Source organism: Hymenobacter negativus (genome assembly GCF_016056375.1).
Classification (GTDB): domain Bacteria; phylum Bacteroidota; class Bacteroidia; order Cytophagales; family Hymenobacteraceae; genus Hymenobacter; species Hymenobacter negativus_A.
Window position 1 is genome coordinate 235,366 of the sequence record NZ_JAEDAE010000001.1, and the last position, 16,686, is coordinate 252,051.

Annotated in this window: 13 protein-coding genes; 9 read left to right on the forward strand and 4 right to left on the reverse strand. The window is 62.2% G+C overall.

The features are described from left to right. Positions 1–92 precede the first annotated feature (92 nt). Together I7X13_RS01045 and arr are read left to right on the forward strand one after the other, a co-directional pair. On the forward strand, positions 93–1,019 hold the full coding sequence (locus tag I7X13_RS01045; RefSeq protein ID WP_198070317.1) for a hydrogen peroxide-inducible genes activator: 927 nt from the start codon (positions 93–95) through the stop codon (positions 1,017–1,019). A 196-nt stretch (positions 1,020–1,215) separates the two neighbouring features. Further along, on the forward strand, positions 1,216–1,653 hold the full coding sequence (arr, locus tag I7X13_RS01050; RefSeq protein ID WP_198074564.1) for an NAD(+)--rifampin ADP-ribosyltransferase: 438 nt from the start codon (positions 1,216–1,218) through the stop codon (positions 1,651–1,653). 77 nt (positions 1,654–1,730) lie between these two features. Here the strand turns inward: arr and I7X13_RS01055 are convergent, their stop codons facing one another. From I7X13_RS01055 to I7X13_RS01065, 3 genes are read right to left on the reverse strand one after another with little or no spacing between them, the layout of a single operon-like run. Continuing rightward, positions 1,731–3,971, reverse strand: a complete 2,241-nt coding sequence (locus I7X13_RS01055; RefSeq protein WP_198074036.1) for a xanthine dehydrogenase family protein molybdopterin-binding subunit — start codon at positions 3,969–3,971, stop codon at positions 1,731–1,733. Next, positions 3,968–4,993, reverse strand: a complete 1,026-nt coding sequence (locus I7X13_RS01060) for an FAD binding domain-containing protein (RefSeq protein ID WP_198074037.1) — start codon at positions 4,991–4,993, stop codon at positions 3,968–3,970. The genes I7X13_RS01055 and I7X13_RS01060 overlap by 4 nt, the downstream gene beginning before the upstream one ends. A 24-nt stretch (positions 4,994–5,017) precedes the next feature. Continuing rightward, complete coding sequence (locus tag I7X13_RS01065; RefSeq protein WP_198074038.1) at positions 5,018–5,614, reverse strand: (2Fe-2S)-binding protein; 597 nt, start codon at positions 5,612–5,614, stop codon at positions 5,018–5,020. 448 nt (positions 5,615–6,062) lie between these two features. On the opposite strand from I7X13_RS01065, the gene I7X13_RS01070 reads away from it, so the two are divergent. The 6 genes from I7X13_RS01070 (at position 6,063) to I7X13_RS01095 (ending at position 11,656) form a co-directional block, all read left to right on the forward strand. Beyond that, positions 6,063–6,251 carry a hypothetical protein gene (locus I7X13_RS01070; protein WP_198074039.1) on the forward strand — a complete coding sequence of 63 codons (189 nt, stop codon included), beginning with the start codon at positions 6,063–6,065 and terminating at the stop codon, positions 6,249–6,251. Positions 6,252–6,352: 101 nt separating this feature from the next. After that, entirely contained in the window at positions 6,353–7,033 is a 681-nt protein-coding gene (locus tag I7X13_RS01075; protein WP_198070322.1) for a response regulator transcription factor, read from the forward strand. 204 nt (positions 7,034–7,237) lie between these two features. Continuing rightward, entirely contained in the window at positions 7,238–8,638 is a 1,401-nt protein-coding gene (locus I7X13_RS01080; RefSeq protein WP_198074040.1) for a sensor histidine kinase, read from the forward strand. 257 nt (positions 8,639–8,895) lie between these two features. After that, positions 8,896–10,539, forward strand: a complete 1,644-nt coding sequence (locus I7X13_RS01085; protein ID WP_198074041.1) for a SulP family inorganic anion transporter — start codon at positions 8,896–8,898, stop codon at positions 10,537–10,539. Positions 10,540–10,555: 16 nt separating this feature from the next. Next, a complete protein-coding gene (locus tag I7X13_RS01090) occupies positions 10,556–10,750 on the forward strand; it encodes a hypothetical protein (protein ID WP_198074042.1) in 195 nt (64 codons plus the stop codon). Positions 10,751–10,918: 168 nt separating this feature from the next. Further along, positions 10,919–11,656, forward strand: a complete 738-nt coding sequence (locus I7X13_RS01095) for a carbonic anhydrase (protein ID WP_198070326.1) — start codon at positions 10,919–10,921, stop codon at positions 11,654–11,656. 131 nt (positions 11,657–11,787) lie between these two features. On the opposite strand, the gene I7X13_RS01100 is transcribed toward I7X13_RS01095, so the two are convergent. After that, a complete protein-coding gene (locus tag I7X13_RS01100; RefSeq protein ID WP_198074043.1) occupies positions 11,788–14,274 on the reverse strand; it encodes a M1 family metallopeptidase in 2,487 nt (828 codons plus the stop codon). Between the two features lie 226 nt (positions 14,275–14,500). Here I7X13_RS01100 and I7X13_RS01105 point away from each other — a divergent pair, with 226 nt between their 5' ends. After that, positions 14,501–16,480 carry a TonB-dependent receptor plug domain-containing protein gene (locus I7X13_RS01105; RefSeq protein ID WP_198074044.1) on the forward strand — a complete coding sequence of 660 codons (1,980 nt, stop codon included), beginning with the start codon at positions 14,501–14,503 and terminating at the stop codon, positions 16,478–16,480. Positions 16,481–16,686 lie beyond the last annotated feature (206 nt).

Sequence of the window (16,686 nt, forward strand, 5' to 3'; positions counted from 1 at the left end):
CTTTGCACAAAGCTAATCCGGCTGTTTGCATAATCAAAATCGATTTTATTTATAACTTTATAAGCAAAACCTATACTCGCTGCGGTTCTGCTATGACGCTTCAACAACTTGGCTACCTGGTAGCGCTGGATACTCACCGCCAATTCGGCCTCGCTGCCGAAAAAAGCTGCGTGAGCCAACCCGCCCTCAGCGTGCAGGTGCAAAAGCTGGAAGAGGAACTGGGCGTGCTACTGTTCGACCGCACCCAGCGCCGCATCGAGCCCACGGCCGTGGGGGCCCAGGTAATTGCTCAGGCTCGGCGCGTGCTGCGCGAGGCCCAGCAGCTGCGCGAAGTGGTGCAGGCGGCCAAAGGCGAAGTGGTGGGCGAGCTGCGCCTGGGCGTTATTTCCACGCTGGCCCCGTACCTCGTGCCGCGCTTCTTGGTGGGCCTCACCACGGCCTACCCGCAGCTGCGCGTACACATCGAAGAGTTGCGCTCGGAGGAAATTATGCGGCGCCTTAAGGATTACCGGCTCGACGTGGGCCTGCTGGTGACGCCGCTCGACGACCCGCTGCTGCACGAACTGCCCCTGCTGGATGAGCCGTTCCTGGTACTGGCCTCCGAAAACCACATGCTGGCCGCCCTCGACGCTATTCGCCCGGCCGACCTGCCCAGCGCCGGCCTCTGGCTGATGCAGGAAGGCCACTGCTTCCGCAACCAGGTGCTGAACCTGTGCGGGCGTAGCACCGCCCCCGGGGCCGTGGCCTACGAAAGCGGCTCCATCGAAACGCTGAAAGAATTGGTGCGGCACCAGGATGGCTATACGCTGGTGCCCGAGCTGGCCGTGCTCGACGAGGTAGATACCAACCCCTTGCTCAAGCGCTTCGTGGCCCCCGCCCCGGTGCGCGAAGTGAGCTTGGTGGTGCACCACAGCTTCGTGCGAACGGCCCTGCTCACGGCCTTGCGCGAGCTAATTCTGGCGAGCGTGCCTGAACGGTTGCGGGCGGGCAAGGCAGGGGAGAAGGTGCGGTGGCGATAGAAGTTGACTTTTAGCCTATTTAGTAAGTGCACCTGGTTATGTAGAGACGCATATTTGCGTCTCGTCGTCGGGACCATCCACTTGCCGACAGTACCATTCGACCTAAACCGTTCAACGACAAGACGTAAATATGCGTCTCTACACTTTGCTGACGACTTTTACGAGAGGCAATATTTTCACGAACAGCGTTAAAAGAATGGAAAACGAAAACATCGAATCTGGCGAATCTGCTGTGCTCGACAACGGCCCCTTTTACCATGGGACGAAAGCTGCTTTGCCGATTGGTGAGTTGCTAACCGCCGGGTTCAACTCGAATTATCACCCCGAAGTCGTGATGAATCATATCTATTTCACCGCCCTACCAAATGGCGCCGGCCTCGCTGCGGCCCTGGCTAAGGGTGAAGGAATTGACCGGGTTTATATCGTTGAGCCGACGGGAAGCTTTGAAAATGACCCGAACGTGACGGATAAGAAATTTCCTGGCAACCCAACTCGTTCATACCGCAGCCAGGCACCCTTGAAAATTGTGGGTGAATTAACGGAATGGGTGAGACTGACACCGGAAGAGCTTCAGCAGTGGCACGAAAGGCTGGCGACAATGAGAGCGAATCCGAACGCGAAAATTATCAACTAGTCAAAATCGCAAGCGCAAAAACGCCCCGCAACCAACCAGTTGCGGGGCGTTTCGTGTCACGTCGGCAGCGCTAGCCGCTACAATAGCTTGTCAATCGTTACGGGTAGGTCGCGCACGCGCTGGCCGGTAGCGTGGTAGATGGCGTTGGTCACGGCGGCGGCCACGCCCAGCAGGCCCACTTCGCCGATGCCTTTCACGCCGAGCGGGTTCACCTTGTCGTCTTCCTCGCTCACGAAAATCACATCGATGTCGTGGATATCGGCGTTCACGGGCACGTGGTATTCGGCGTAGTTGTGGTTCATGTACCGGCCGAAGCGGTGGTCCATCACCGACTCTTCCATCAGGGCCGAGCTGATGCCCCACACCACGGAGCCCATGACCTGGCTGCGGGCCGTTTTGGGGTTGAGGATGCGGCCAGCGGCCACGGCGTTCACCACGCGGGTGACGTGCACGGTCATCAGCTCGGGGTCCACCTTCACTTCCACAAACACGGCGTTGTGGGCGTGCATGGAGTGCGTGGGCGGCTTCAGCAGCTCCAGCTTGGCGAGCGTCGTGGAGTTTTCGGCTTCCATTTTGGGCTCGCCGCTGGCTTGCACGAGGTCGCGCAGCACCACAGCTTGGGTGGCGTCGGCGCGCAGGCGCAGCTGGCCATTGGCAAATTCCACGTCGTCGATTTTGGCATCCTTGAAGGCCGGGTGGTCCATTTTCTGGGCCTGTTTCAGCAGGGCTTCGCCCAGCTTGGTGCAGGCCTCCACCACCGAGTTGCCGATGGACGCCGCCGTCCAGGAGCCGCCCTGCACGGGGGCCTCGGGCAGCTCGGTGTCGCCCAGCACGAAGGTGACGGCGTCGAGGGGCAGGCCCATGCTTTGGGCCGCAATCTGCGTCATGATGGTATAGGTGCCGGTGCCAATGTCGTTGGTGCCGCTGCTCACGGTGAGGTGGCCGTCGGCGTCGAGGCTGGCTTTGGCCACGGCAGGCTGCTTGGAGGCATCCCAGATGCCGCCGCCCATGCCCCAGCCCACCAGCAATTTGCCGTCGCGCATGGAGCCGGGCGTGGCCGTGCGCCGGTCCCAGCCGAATTTGGCCGCGCCCTCGGCGTAGCACTTGCGCAGGGCCTTGCTTGAGTAGGGGAGGTCCTGAGCCTGGTCGAAATCGGAGTAGTTGCGAATTCGAAATTCGAGCGGGTCGAGCCCGGCGGCGTAAGCCATTTCGTCCATCGCAATTTCCAGGGCGATGGAGCCCGAGGCCGCGCCCGGCGCGCGCATGTCGAGCGGCGTGTACACGTCAAGCTTGCTGAGGCGGTAGCCCAGGCTTACGTTTTTGCAGTCGTAGAGCGTGCCGCTCCAGCCCACCACGTTTTCGGTGAAGTCCTCAAACTGCGAGGTTTCGGCCACGGCGAAGTGGTTGATGCCGGTGAGCGAACCGTCTTCGGCGGTGGCCAGGGCCACGTGCTGCAAGGTTTCGGGCCGGTGGCCGAAGCTGAACATCTGCTGGCGGGTGAGCGACACGCGCACCGAGCGTTGCAGCTCCAGCGACGCCAGCACCGCCAGAAACAACTGGTATTGCGGCCGCAGCCCCGAGCCGAAACCGCCGCCGGTGTACTTCGACACCACGCGCGCTTGGTCCTTGCTCAGCCCAAACACCTTCATCACGTACTGCTGGCTGTTGAAGGCGCCCTGGGTTTTGTCGTAGATGTTCAGCTTCTTATCGCCCAGCCACTCCACGGTGCTGGCAAACATCTCCATGGGGTTGTGGTGCTGGGCGTGGTGCGAGTACTGCGCCTCCATATGCGCCACGCCCTGCTTCCAGCCCTTGCCGAAGTTGCCGCGCGACTTGGGTGGCTTGTAGCCGGTTTTGCCACGCCCGGGCTCGTAGGCCTCGTCGATGTGCTTCACCAGCTCGGTTTCGTGGGCTTCTTCCTCGTACTCAATGTGCAGGATAGAGGCGGCATAACGGGCCAGCTCAAACGTATCGGCCACTACCAGGGCCACGGGCTGCTGACTGAACTTGATTTCGGCGTCGTGCAGCGGGCGGAAGGGCGAGCCGCCGGGGGCCACGTCGTCCTTGTAGCTGCGGTCGAGCCAGGCCAGTGAGGGCACGTTCTCGTGCGAGAAAACCTGCTGCACGCCCGGCAGCGCCAGCACCGGCGCGGCGTCGATTTTCGTGATTTTGCCTTTGGCAATCGGGCTGCTCACCACGTAGCCGTAGAGCAGGTTGGGCACGTTAAATTCGGCAGCGTACTTGGCGGTGCCGGCCACTTTCGCCGGGCCATCGACGCGGTTGGTGGGCTTGCCGATGTAGTCGGTGGAGTGGCTCATGGGTTGGAGTTTTGGAAGGCGTTGGCGTCGAGGGCCTGATTCATTTCGGTGGCTTGCTTGAGGGCGCGCACGATGGCGCGCTTGGCCAGCTCAATCTTGAAGTTGTTGGTGCCCTGGCCTTTGGCACCGGTCAGCACCTTGGCCGCGGCGGCGCGGAAGGTGTCGGCCGTGGCGGGCTGGCCGATGAGCAGGGCCTCGGCTTCCTTATCGCGCCAGGGCTTGTGGGCCACGCCTCCCAGCGCCAGGCGGGCGTCTTTGATGGTGTTGCCGTCCAGCTCCAGAGCCGCCGCCACGCTCACCAGCGCGAAGGCATAGCTTGTGCGGTCGCGCAGCTTCAGGTAGCTGAAGTTTTTCTCAAAGCCTTTGGCGGGCAGGTCGAGGCCGGTGATGAGTTCGCCGGGCTCCAGGGTATTGTCGCGCTCGGGCTGGTCGCCGGGCAGGCGGTGGAAATCCTCAAACTTGATGGTGCGCTCGCCGTTGGGCCCGCTCACGCGCACTGTGGTGTCGAGGGCTGCCAGGGCCACACACATATCGGAGGGATGGGTGGCAATGCAATGCTCGCTAGCCCCCAGAATGGCGTGCACACGGGTGTAGCCGCCAATGGCCGAGCAGCCCGAGCCGGGCTCGCGCTTGTTGCAGGGAGTGGCCAGGTCGTAGAAATAGTAGCAGCGGGTGCGCTGCATGAGGTTGCCGCCGTCGGTGGCCATGTTGCGTAGCTGCGGGCTGGCCCCGGCTAGAATAGCCTGGTTCAGCAACGGGTAACGCTTCTCCACCTCGGGGTGGTAGGCGGTGTCGGCGTTGGTGGCGAGGGCGCCGAGGCGCAAGCCGCCGTCGGGCAGGTTTTCGATGGCGTCGAGGCCTAGCTTTTTGAGGCCGATAAGGTGCGTGGGGCGGGCCACGTTTTCCTTCATCAGGTCAATCAGGTTGGTGCCGCCGCCGAGGTAGGCCGCGCCGTCGTGCGCAGCATTGTCCTGCACGGCGGCCGCCACGCCGGTGGCTTGGCTAAAAGTGAACGTATTCATCAGGCTGAAATGAGGAGGAAGGAATTACTTTTTCGGCGGCTCAACGGGCGCTATCTCCGGCTCGGTGGCGCCGGCCGACCAAGCTTTGTCCTCCATGATTAAGCCTTCGTTGTGCAGCACTTCCATCACCGCGCTCAGAATGTTGGGGTAGGCACCGCAGCGGCACACGTTGCCGCTCATTAGCTCACGTACCTCGGCTTCGGTCTTGGCCTTGCCCTCGTTGATGAGGCCCTGGGCCGAGCAAATCTGGCCCGGCGTGCAGTAGCCGCACTGGAAGGCGTCGTGGTCGATGAAGGCCTGTTGCAGCGGACTCAGCTTATCTTCGGTGCCCAAGCCTTCGATGGTTTGGATGCGCGAATCTTCGTGCGTGATGGCCAGCGAGAGGCAGGAGTTGATGCGCTTGCCGTCGACCAGCACGGTGCAGGCGCCGCACTGGCCGTGGTCGCAGCCTTTCTTGGTGCCGGTCAGGTCGAGGTACTCGCGCAGGGCGTCGAGCAGGGTAGTCCAGGGCGCGATGTAAAGGGTATGGGCCTGGCCGTTGATGTGGAGGCTGACGGGCTGGGTGGGGGCTAACGTGGGGGCGGGAGGGCCCAACGGTTGCTGAATAAATCGTTGACTCATGGGAAGGTGTGATGCAGTAAGGAGAAGCGTGCTCCCGGCTTACGCACAGATTTGGCTCACGTTATGGGTAGGACATAATTTAGAATCATCGGAAATCCTGATAAGCACAACCTGATGCTTTCTAATTATTGCTTGTCAAGCATAAGCGCTGCTTAGTGCCCCGCTTACTATTTTGTCGCGGACAGCTAGCTAGGGAAAATTATGGTTGTATTCCTGGAAATATAGCGCTGAAGCATAAGGCGTTTTGTATGCAGATTGCTACACCGTCAGCCAGGAAACTAGGCGGTCAGAGCAATACTGATATCGTCCGGCGAGAAAATGGCCGGATTCGTCCTGTGCAGCCTTGGGATTAAGCCAGATTACGCAATGGCGGTAGGTGCAAAAGGTAATTTTGTAGTGAAAAAGGCCCGCAACGCCACTGACTTGCGGCTATTTACGCTCGATTGTTATGCTAAAGAATTTCCAACGCTATTTCCGCTTTTATCTGGCTTCGGTTCTGTTTGGCTTGTTGCTGGCGGGCATCCGCTGGCAGACCGCGCCGCTGGGCGCTAATGAGCTGAACACGGAGCCGGCTTCCACCAGCGCACCGGCGGCCCGGCCGGTTCACGTGGCCAGTCATTCGGTCGCGTTTCGTTAATCTTGCGGCTCCGCCGCCGACCGGTCGGCCCCTTTCCTGGACGATGCGTCAGGGGAGGGGCCGCCGATATTTTCGGGCTGGCGGCCCTACCTTCCGGCCCCATGAAAATTCTGTTAGTTGAAGACGAGCCCTCCGTGGCGGCCTTCCTGTACCAAGGCCTGACGGAGCAGGACTACACCGTCGACCTGGCCGCCGATGGCCTGCTGGGCCTGAGCCGCGCCCAAACCACTCACTACGACTGCCTCATTCTGGACCAGATGCTGCCCGGCCTCAGCGGCCTGGAAGTGTGCCGGCAGGTGCGCGCTCACGACCCTGGCGTGCCCATCCTCATGCTCACTGCGCTGGGCGAAACCGATGACAAAATTCGTGGCCTCGACGCCGGGGCCGACGATTACCTCGTCAAGCCCTTCGCCTTCGACGAATTGTTGGCCCGCCTGCGCGCCCTCGTGCGCCGCCGCACCGAAGCCCCCGCCCCCAAGGCCGTCCTCCATCTGGCCGACCTCAGCCTCGACCCCGGCGCCAAGCGCGTTGAGCGCGCCGGCCAGGCCATCCAGCTCACCGCCCGCGAGTTCGCGTTGCTGGAGTACCTGCTGCGGAATCAGAACCGCGTTGTTTCACGGGCCGATTTACTGGAACACGTCTGGGATTTGAGCTTCGATACGGGCTCAAATGTGATTGACGTGTACATCAATTTCCTGCGAAAGAAGGTGGATAAGGGCTTCGAACCCAAGCTGATTCACACGCTGGTGGGGATGGGGTATGTGATGAAAACGGAGGGGTGAGCGGGGCGGTCTGTCATCGCGAGCGAAGCGCGGCAATCCGTCTTTCGATGCGACCAACTCAAAGATGTGACAAACCCTAAATTAACCTGAGCCTATACTCCCCAGAAAAGGCTTCATCACATTGTTAGGCTGGTCGCATCGAAAGGACGGATTGCCGCGCTTCGCTCGCAATGACAGACGGCCACTTCCACTACCTCCTAACCTATGTCCATTCGCCTCCGTCTTGCGCTCCAGTTCGGGTCTATTCTGGCCGTGACGCTGCTGTTGTTTGCGCTGGTTATCTACTTTGCTACGCAGCAGTCGCGGCGTAATGAGTTTACTCAGAGCCTGTTCAAGCGCACGCTGGTGGTGGGGCACGCCTACGTAGCCGGGCAGGAGGGCCGCGCCGATGTCGGCGAAGAAGCTTCCTACCGCCGCTACCTGCGCCAGCTCTACCGCACGCTGCCCGCCGAGCAGGGCCGGGTGTATGACGCTAAAAATCGGCTGGTTTTCCGGGAAGGGCAGGGGGCCGCCCGGCCCGCGCCGCCGGCCTGGCTGGCCGAGGTACGCCGCACCGGCCAAGCCGTGCTGGAGCCCGAAACCAACTACCACGAAACCGTGGGCCTGCTCTACCGCGATGCCCGCATGGGGCCGCTGGTGGTGGTGGCCTCATCGGTGGATGAAGACAGCCGCCAGCAGCTGGACGAGCTGCGGCAACTGCTGGCGCTGGGGTTTCTGGCGGCGGTGGCGGCAGCGGGAGCGGGCAGCTGGTTTTTTGCCGGGCGGGCGCTGCGCCCTCTGCGCCGCATGGTTCGCGAAGTCGACGGCATCACTGCCACCGACCTGAGCCAGCGCCTGACCCGCACCGGCGAAACCACCGACGAAATTGGCCTGCTTACCCAGCGCTTCAACCGCCTGCTCGACCGCTTGGAAGCGGCCTTTGTGGGCCAGCGCACCTTCGTGCGCGACGCCTCGCACGAGCTGCGCACGCCGCTCACGGCCCTCATCGGCGAGCTGGAAGTGTCGCTGCTGCAAGCCGAGCGCCCGCCCGCCGAGTACCGCCGCGTGCTGCAAAGCACCCTCGATTCGGCCCGGCAGCTCAATAGCCTCACCAATGGCCTGCTGCAGATTGCCCGCGCTTCCGACGACCCCTCGCAAGTGCCCATGGCGGCTGTCAGCCTCGACGACCTGCTGCTGCAGGCGCACGAGCAGCTGCTGCGCCGCCACCCCACCTGCCGCGTCGACCTCGATTTTGGGGAAACAGAGTCCTTCGTCGTGCGCGGCAACGAGGCGCTGATACTGTCGGCTGTGCTCAATGTGCTGGACAATGCCTGCAAATTTTCGAAGGACACCGGCGGCACTGTGACGGCCACGCTGGCCCACCGCCGTAATCACCTGTCGCTGCTGGTGAGCGACGAAGGCCCCGGCCTCTCGGCCGCCGATTTACAGCAGGTGTTCGTGCCGTTTTTTCGGGCGGCGTCGGCGCGGGCGGTGCCGGGGCACGGCATCGGGCTGCCGCTGGCGGCGCGCATCATGGCGCTGCACGGCGGCACGGTGCGCGTGGAAAGTGAGCCTGGCCAAGGCACGCAGGTGTGGCTGGAATGGCCGGTGCCGGAGCGGAGTTGAGTTGGGCGGATGTTGAGTCGTGCATAGTGTAGCGAAGCGTCTTTACCGCGCAACGCAATCCAATCGTCAGATTCACTTCCTCGGTAAAGATGTTTCGCTACGCTCTGCATTACCGTCCTTTTGTTTTATTTCGGAGTAATTCCCTGTTTTAATTTCCTTTTAATTCCCCTTTAATTCGACCTTAATAGCGCCTCGGTAACCTTGTATTCAGAATTCCCCAAAGCCAGATGCTCGGCGTTGGCTGCAACCTCAAGGTTATGACCCAGGTAATTTCTTCTCCGGCCCGCACCGGCTCACCTATCGTGCCGCCGGTTGCGCCGGCGAATCCCCGGCCAAAGGCGTCGCTGTTTAGCACCATCGGGCAGGATGCGCCGGCGGGGCTGGTGGTATTTCTGGTGGCGCTGCCGCTGTGCCTGGGCATTTCGCTGGCCTCGGGCGCGCCGCTGCTGGCGGGCGTGATTGCGGGCATCGTAGGCGGCGTGCTGGTGAGCGTGCTGAGCGGCTCGGCGGTGAGCGTGAGTGGGCCGGCGGCTGGCCTCACGGTGGTGATGCTGTCGGCCATTGCCACGCTGGGTTCGTGGCCGGCGGTACTGGCGGCCACGGTGGTGGCAGGCGTTATCCAGATTATTCTGGGGCTGGCGCGGGCGGGCATTATTGCGCTCTACTTCCCGGCGGCCGTCATTCGCGGCATGCTGGCTGCTATCGGTATTATTCTCATTCTGAAGCAACTGCCGCACTTCTTTGGGGCCGATGCCGACTATTTTGAGGACATGAACTTTCTGCAGTTCAACGGCATGAACACGTTCTCGGCCATTGGCGCGGCCATGAAGGGGCTGAGCCCCGGCTCGGTACTGGTGGGCGTGGTGTCCTTGGTGATTCTACTGCTCTGGAACACGGCTCCTGTGAAGCGGCAGTCTTGGTCGCGGCTGGTGCCCGGCGCGCTGATTGCCGTGCTGGCTTCGGTGGCTATCAATTACCTGCTGAAAAAAGTAGCTCCTGAGCTACAAGTGCGTCCCGAGCACCTGGTAAAGCTGCCGGTCGTGACCTCGCTGGGCCAGCTGGCCAGCGAAATGACCTTCCCCGATTTCGAAGCGCTGCGCCGGCCCGCCACCTACGGTGTGGCGTTCACCATTGCCATCGTGGCCTCGCTCGAAACGCTGCTCAGCGTAGAAGCCGTCGACAACCTCGACCCGCAGAAGCGCCACACGCCCACCAACCGCGAGCTAATGGCGCAGGGCGCGGGCAACCTGGTGAGCGGCCTGCTGGGCGGCCTACCGCTTACGGCCGTTATCGTGCGCTCCTCGGCCAACATTGCGGCTGGCGCTCAGAGCAAAATGTCCGCTTTCATTCACGGCCTGCTGCTGCTCACGAGCCTGCTGTTTCTGGGCGCGGTGCTGAATCTGATTCCGCTCTCGGCACTGGCCGCCGTGCTGCTGACGGTGGGCTTTAAGCTGACTACGCCGGCGCTCTACCGCAAGCAGTGGCGGCTGGGATGGGCACAGTTCATGCCCTTCATCATCACCATCGTGGCGGTACTTTTCACCGATTTGCTGAAGGGCGTGAGCATTGGACTGGTGCTGGGCTTTTTCTTCATCCTGAAGGACAACGCCAAGGCCGGTTCTTACCTGCGCCGTGACGACCCAGAGGACAACGCCGAAAACCCCGCCGCCCCGCTGCACTTGCGCCTGCCCGAGCACGTTTCCTTCCTCAACAAAGCCAGCATCGTGACCACGCTGGACCAACTGCCCGCCGACAGCCGCGTTATCCTCGACGGCACCCGCTCCGATGTTATCGACCACGACGTGCTCGAAGCCATCGAGGCCTTCCGGCAGGCGGCTCCGGCCCGGGGCATTAAGCTCGAGTTGCGCGGCATCCGGCAGGTGGCGCTGGGGGCACATTAAGTTGAACTCCCAGCCCATGAACCATCCGACAACCAGCCCGCTGCCGGCCCCACCCGCTGATGCTCCGGTGCCTGGTGCCGCGGCCGTTACCGGCGAAGCGCACCCGGTGGCGGCGTGTGCGCCTACGCTCACGGTGTCGCGCGGCACGCGGCCACTCATTACGCGGCGTCCGGCTAATGGCTGCTTGGGTGAGCGCCGCCGCTACTTTTGAACGGTGCCAGGGCTCCGGCCGTAGAACCCTGCGCCAATTCATTTTCAACCACTGATTGGTGCTACCTTGGCAGCGCCTCACCGCAACGCAGCCCGGCCGGGCTGCGGGGCATCACCCGCCGGGACACTGCTTTGGCAGCTGCTCCGCGATGAAATTTCCCTTTTTACTATGGCTGGACTCAGCACAATTCTCGAGAACAACAAGAAATGGGTATCCGACCGCAACGCGAAGGACCCCAACTTTTTTAAGAACTTGGCCAATGGCCAGAAGCCGAAGTACTTGTTCATTGGCTGCTCCGATTCGCGGGTGCCGGCTTCGGGCATTACGGGCACGGGGCCGGGCGAGATGTTTGTGCACCGCAACATTGCCAACCTGGTGGTGCCGGCCGATATGAACCTGCTGAGCGTGCTGCAATACGCCGTGGAAGTGCTGGGCGTGCAGGACATTCTGGTGGTGGGCCACTACGGCTGCGGCGGTGTGGCCGCCGCGGCTGCCAACAAGCAGTACGGCCTGATTGACAATTGGTTGGTGAACATTCGCGACGTCATCCGCCTGCACGAGGCCGAGTACCTGCGCATCAAGGATGACAACCAGCGCGCCCGTCGCCTCGTGGAGCTGAATGTGATTGAGCAGGTGCGCAACCTAGCCAAAACCAATATCATCCAGAACGCCATGCGCGGCGACAACCCGCCCCGCCTGCACGGCCTCGTGTACGACATTGCCGACGGCGTGCTCAAAGACCTGAACGTAGACGGCGACGACGTAATTGTAGACATGGAGCACATCTACGGTACCGAAGCCGCAACCACGGCACCAGATAAGGACGCCAGTACCTACGAAGGCCCCAAGCACGACCCGGCCAAGGAGGCGGTAGTCGAAAAGAAAGCGGTAGCCGAGAAAAAGTAAGCTCAACGAAACCTTCCGTTTTCCCCAAATAGCTGCCAACCACCCACAAAAAAGCCCTGTCGCGCATTGCGGCAGGGCTTTTTTATATGATGCCGTCCGGGATATCAGGTCTGGGCGGCCACTGGGTGCGGCTATTTGCTGACTTGCAGCTCGGCTACGGCTTTGGCCGCGGCAGCTTGGTTTTCGGTGGCATGAGCGCGGCCGGTCTGAGCTTTGGAAGCATCGCCCAGCAGCTTGATGGCGTATTTATCAGCCGAATACTGCTTGTATTTCATGCCAAGCTCGCGCAGGCGGGTCACGCCTTCATTAAAGGCGGCCGGGTCGTCGAGACGGCCCATCATATTAGCCAGCGGCTCAATCAGGTTGAACTTGCCCTGGGGGCGCGCTTCGTCGAACTTGTTGCGCACGTAGGTCCATTGGTCGGCACCGCCCGCCTGGGCATAGGTAGCCACTACGGCCTGGGCCAGCGCATCGTGGCTGTCGCTCTCGAGGGCCTTGGCGCGGGCCAGGGCCTGAGCCGGCTGCACTGCGGCCAGGCCGCCCAGGGCAGCACCCTGCACGCTGTACGACTGGCTGCTGAGCTGCTGATTGAACAGCTTCTCGTCCTTCTTATCCTTGAGCTTGGCCAGGGCTTTGAGGGTACTGGCAATCACCAGAGACTCTTTTTCGGTGGCGGCCAGCTTGCGCAGGGCGGGGGCAGCGGCCTTGGCCACGGCGGCATCGTCCAGCTTCAGCCCTTCGATGGCGACGAGGCGCAGGTTGTAGAACTTGTCGTTGAGGCCGGCCAGGAGCAGTTTGCGGGCCACTTCGCTGCTGGTCTGTTCTTTAATAGCCGCATCGAGGGCCTCGCGGCGGTCGACGTAGCGGGGCGCGTGGGCGTACTGGTAGGCGTACTCGGCCATCGATTTGTTATCGGTTTTCAGCCAAAGTGTCTTCTTGTTTGCATCCACGTTCACCAGGTCGGGCTTGGCCGAAAGAGGCATGGTGAAGGTCTGGGTGGCTTCCGCCATGGTCACGGGCTGGTGCATCACCTTGCCGCCCACGTAGTAGTCGATGGTGAAGGGCAGGCGGAAGGTCTGTCCCGTCTGGGTCTGCTTCACGGTCACGGTTTCGGCCTTTTTGGCCGCGTCCCAGGCGTAGTCGATGGTCACGATGGGGTGGCCCGGTGCGAAGTACCACTGGTTCCAGAACCAGTTCAGGTCCTGGCCCGACACGGCCTCAAACGCGAGGCGCATCTGGTGTGCCTCACCATTGCCGAGGGCGTTGTCCTTGAGATATTTCTGGAGGCCGGCGAAGAATACGTCGTCGCCCAGGTAGGTGCGCAGCATGTCCATGATGGCGCCGCCTTTCTGGTAGCTCACTAGGTCGAAAACCTCTTCCTGCTCGTCGTAGTGGAAGCGCACGAGGGTTTTGGCGGCATCGCGGGGGCTGGCCAGGTAGCGGCGCAGGTAGCGGTAGTAGTGGGCATCGGCGGCATCCTTGCCGTACTTGTGCTCAGCGTAGAGGCCTTCCGAGAAGTCGGCCATTGTCTCATTGACGGTGATGTTGGACCAGCTTTCGGCCGTCACGTAGTCGCCAAACCACTGGTGGAATAGCTCGTGCGCAATCACCGATTCGGAGCCGTACTCGCGGTCAATCAGCTCACGGTCGGTCATTTGCACCTGCTCGCCGTGCAGGGTGGCGGTGGTGTTTTCCATGGCCCCGCTCACGTAGTCGCGGGCCACAATCTGGCTGTATTTATTCCATGGATACTCCACGCCGAGGCGGTTGGAGTAAAACTCCATCATGTCGGGCGTGTTGCCGAAAATCTGCTTGGCGAAGGGCGCGTACTTGGGTTCGAGGTAGTAATTCACCTCCTTGCCGCGCCAGGTGTCCTTATAAATTTTGAAGTCGCCCACCGCCATCATGAATAGGTAGGGCGCGTGCGGCAGTTCCATTTCCCATACGTCGGTGCGCAGGCCGGGGCCGGCGGGCGTGCTGCTCACCATCCGGCCGTTGCTGAGCGTGACGTACTTAGCGGGCACGGTCATCGAGATTTCCTCGGTGGTTTTCTGGTTGGGGCGGTCGATGGTGGGGAACCAGGCCGATGAGCCTTCGGTCTCGCCCTGCGTCCAGATTTGCACCGGCTTTCCCTTCACGGTCGAGTCGGGGTTGATGAAATACAGGCCCTTGGCATCGGTGATGGCGGCCGAGCCCTTTACTTTCAGCTCGTCCGGCTTCGACACGTAGTCGATGTAAATCGTGTATTCCTCGCCCGGCTTGAAGGTGCGGCCGAGGTTAATGCGCAGGTTCATGCCATCGGCGTAGTCGTATTTGAGCGGCGTTTGCGCGCTGCCATTCATCAGGGCCACCGTGTTGATGTCCATGCCTTTGGCGTCGAGACGCAGCGAGTCGGTAGGGTAGGCGTGGGGCTTAAGGGTAATCCAGGTTTTGCCCAGCAGGTGGCGTTTGGCGTAGTCAAAACGCACGTCGAGCTTGGTGTGCACCAGGTCATTAATCTTGGTGGCCGAGGCGCGGTAGGGAGATTCGGACTTGGCCGCGGGCGGGGTGGGAGCCTGCGCAAAAGCCGGCGTGGAGGCCGCCAGGCTCAGCAGGCCCAGCGCGAAAAGATGCTTCATAGAGAAACTTCGGGTGAGTGAAAATCGATTTCGCGCGAAGGACGCGGCGGTGTAGGCAACGTTGCCTGACGCGAAGGCGAAAGTAGCAGATGCAAGGGGTAGGGGCGGGGCCTGCCCCTGCCCATGTGTTTACCGGAATCATTGGAAATGGGCCATACGCCCGGGCGGGGGAAATCCCCGCCCCTACATCGGCCATAACTTTGCACTCCCACCAACCCACCAATTAATGCGACTTACGCGCTACGCCAGCCCACTTTTCTGCACCTTTTTCACCTTTAATGCCCTGGCTCAAAGCACCCCGGCCGACAGCACCCGCGCCCTGAACGAAGTAACCGTGTACGGCACCCGCCTCGACCAGGTGGCCGGCCAGACGGGCCGCTACGTGACCGTAGTGCCCGGCCGCGCCCTCAGCCAGTACCCGGTGGCCTCGCTCGACGACCTGCTGCGCTTACTGCCGGCCATCGAGATGCAGAGCCGGGGCAACTTCGGCACCCAAGCCGATATCACACTGCGCGGCTCCACCTTCAATCAGGTGCTCATCCTGCTCGATGGCATGCGGCTGAACGACCCGCTCACGGGCCACTTCGCGGGCTACCTGCCCATCACGCCGGCCGAGATTGAGCAGATTGAAGTGGTGCGCGGCCCCGGCGCAGCCCTCTACGGCCCCGATGCCGTGGGCGGTTTCGTCAACATTGTCACCAAAACCTTTGCCGCCACCCACCGGCCTGATGGCGTGGAAATCGGCGGCACCTTCATGGCCGGTGAGTACGATTTGAAAACTACCAACGCCGGCTTCTACGGCCAGGATAAGGGCCTGCGGCTGGCCGGCGGCATCCTCAACAACACCGCTAGCGGCCAGCTGCTGAGCCTGCCCGGCGGCCTTCGCAATGATTTCAAGCTGAATACCTACTCGCTCTCGGGCGCTTACAAAATCAACAATAAGCTGAGCGCCGCTGCCCGCGCCAGCTTCGACCGGCGCGACTACAACGCCCAGAATTTCTACACCACCAACGCCGGCGACCGCGCCCGCGAAACCACCTCGCGTGACTGGTACCAGGGGCAATTGCGCTACGACTGGAGCACCCGCGCCCGCACCGAATTGCAGTTGGTGGGCACCAGCAGCACCGATTACTATGTGTACACGCCCACCTCGGCGGCCAGCGACCACCTTATGCACTACCTCAACGTGCAGGCCCAGCACCAGCTGCGCTTTTCCGACAAGGTGCAGCTGACCCTGGGCGGCCAGGCCGACCGCCGCAGCGTGCGCAGCAATGACCGTGGCGACCACGCTGTGTGGCACCAAGGCGCATTCGCCGTGGCCGGCCTCATGCCCACCGCCGGCCTGAACCTGACCGCCGCCCTGCGCCTCGACCACGACCAAGCCTACGGCACCGAAGTGCTGCCCCAACTTACGGCCAGCCAGCTGCTGGGCGAGAAGCTGACCGTGCGCGCCGCCGTGGGCCGCGCCATCCGAGCCGCGAATTTTACCGAGCAATACAACTCGGCTATCCGGCCCGGCATCGTGCCCAACGGCTTCAACGTGGGCAACCCCGGTCTCGAAGCCGAGCGCACCTGGAGCTACGAAGGCGGCCTGGACTTCCACCCGCTGCCTGCCCTCGTGCTGCGCGGCACCTACTTCAACCGCTACGGCCGCAACCTGATTGACTACGTGGCCACGCCTGGCACCGAAGTGCAGGCCGGCACCGGCTTCACCAACCTGAACGCGGCCAGCACCTACCGCTACGCCCAGAACCTGTTTGCCGTGAGCACGCAGGGCCTCGAATTTGAAGCCAGCACCCGCGCCCAGCTTAGCCAAGGCCTGCGCCTCGAAGGCAGCGTGGGCTACACCTACACCCATCTGAACGTGGACGGCAGCATCGTGTCGCAATACCTAAGCAACGTGGCCCGGCAGCTCATCAGCGGCAACGTGAGCCTAGTGCATCGCCGCTTCACGGCCAGCCTGGGCGGGGTGTATAAGCAGCGTGCCAGCCAGAACACCACACCCAGCGCCACCGTGAACGATGCGCAGCTGACTCCTGACTACGTGGTCATCAACGGCCGCCTCGACGTGGCGCTGCTGCCCGAGCGCCTGTGGGTGGTGGGCCAGGCCCAGAACCTGTTCGATGCCAAATACTCCGACCTGCTGGGGGCGCAAATGCCTAGCCGCTGGCTGATGGCCGGTGTGCGTGTGGCGCTGCGGAAATAACCTCACCCCCGTCCCCTCTCCAGCGGAGAGAGGAGCCTGACAAAAGCTCCGATTAGAAAGCCCTGGCCCAAACGAGTCAGGGCTTTTTTTGCGTCATGAGGAAAACGTTTTTTGCGCCGCCGTGGCTCCCCTCTCCCCAAGGAGAGGGGTCGGGGGTGAGGTTTTACGCGTGGGTTCGCCCATCCGGCCGTACCTTTGCCCTATCA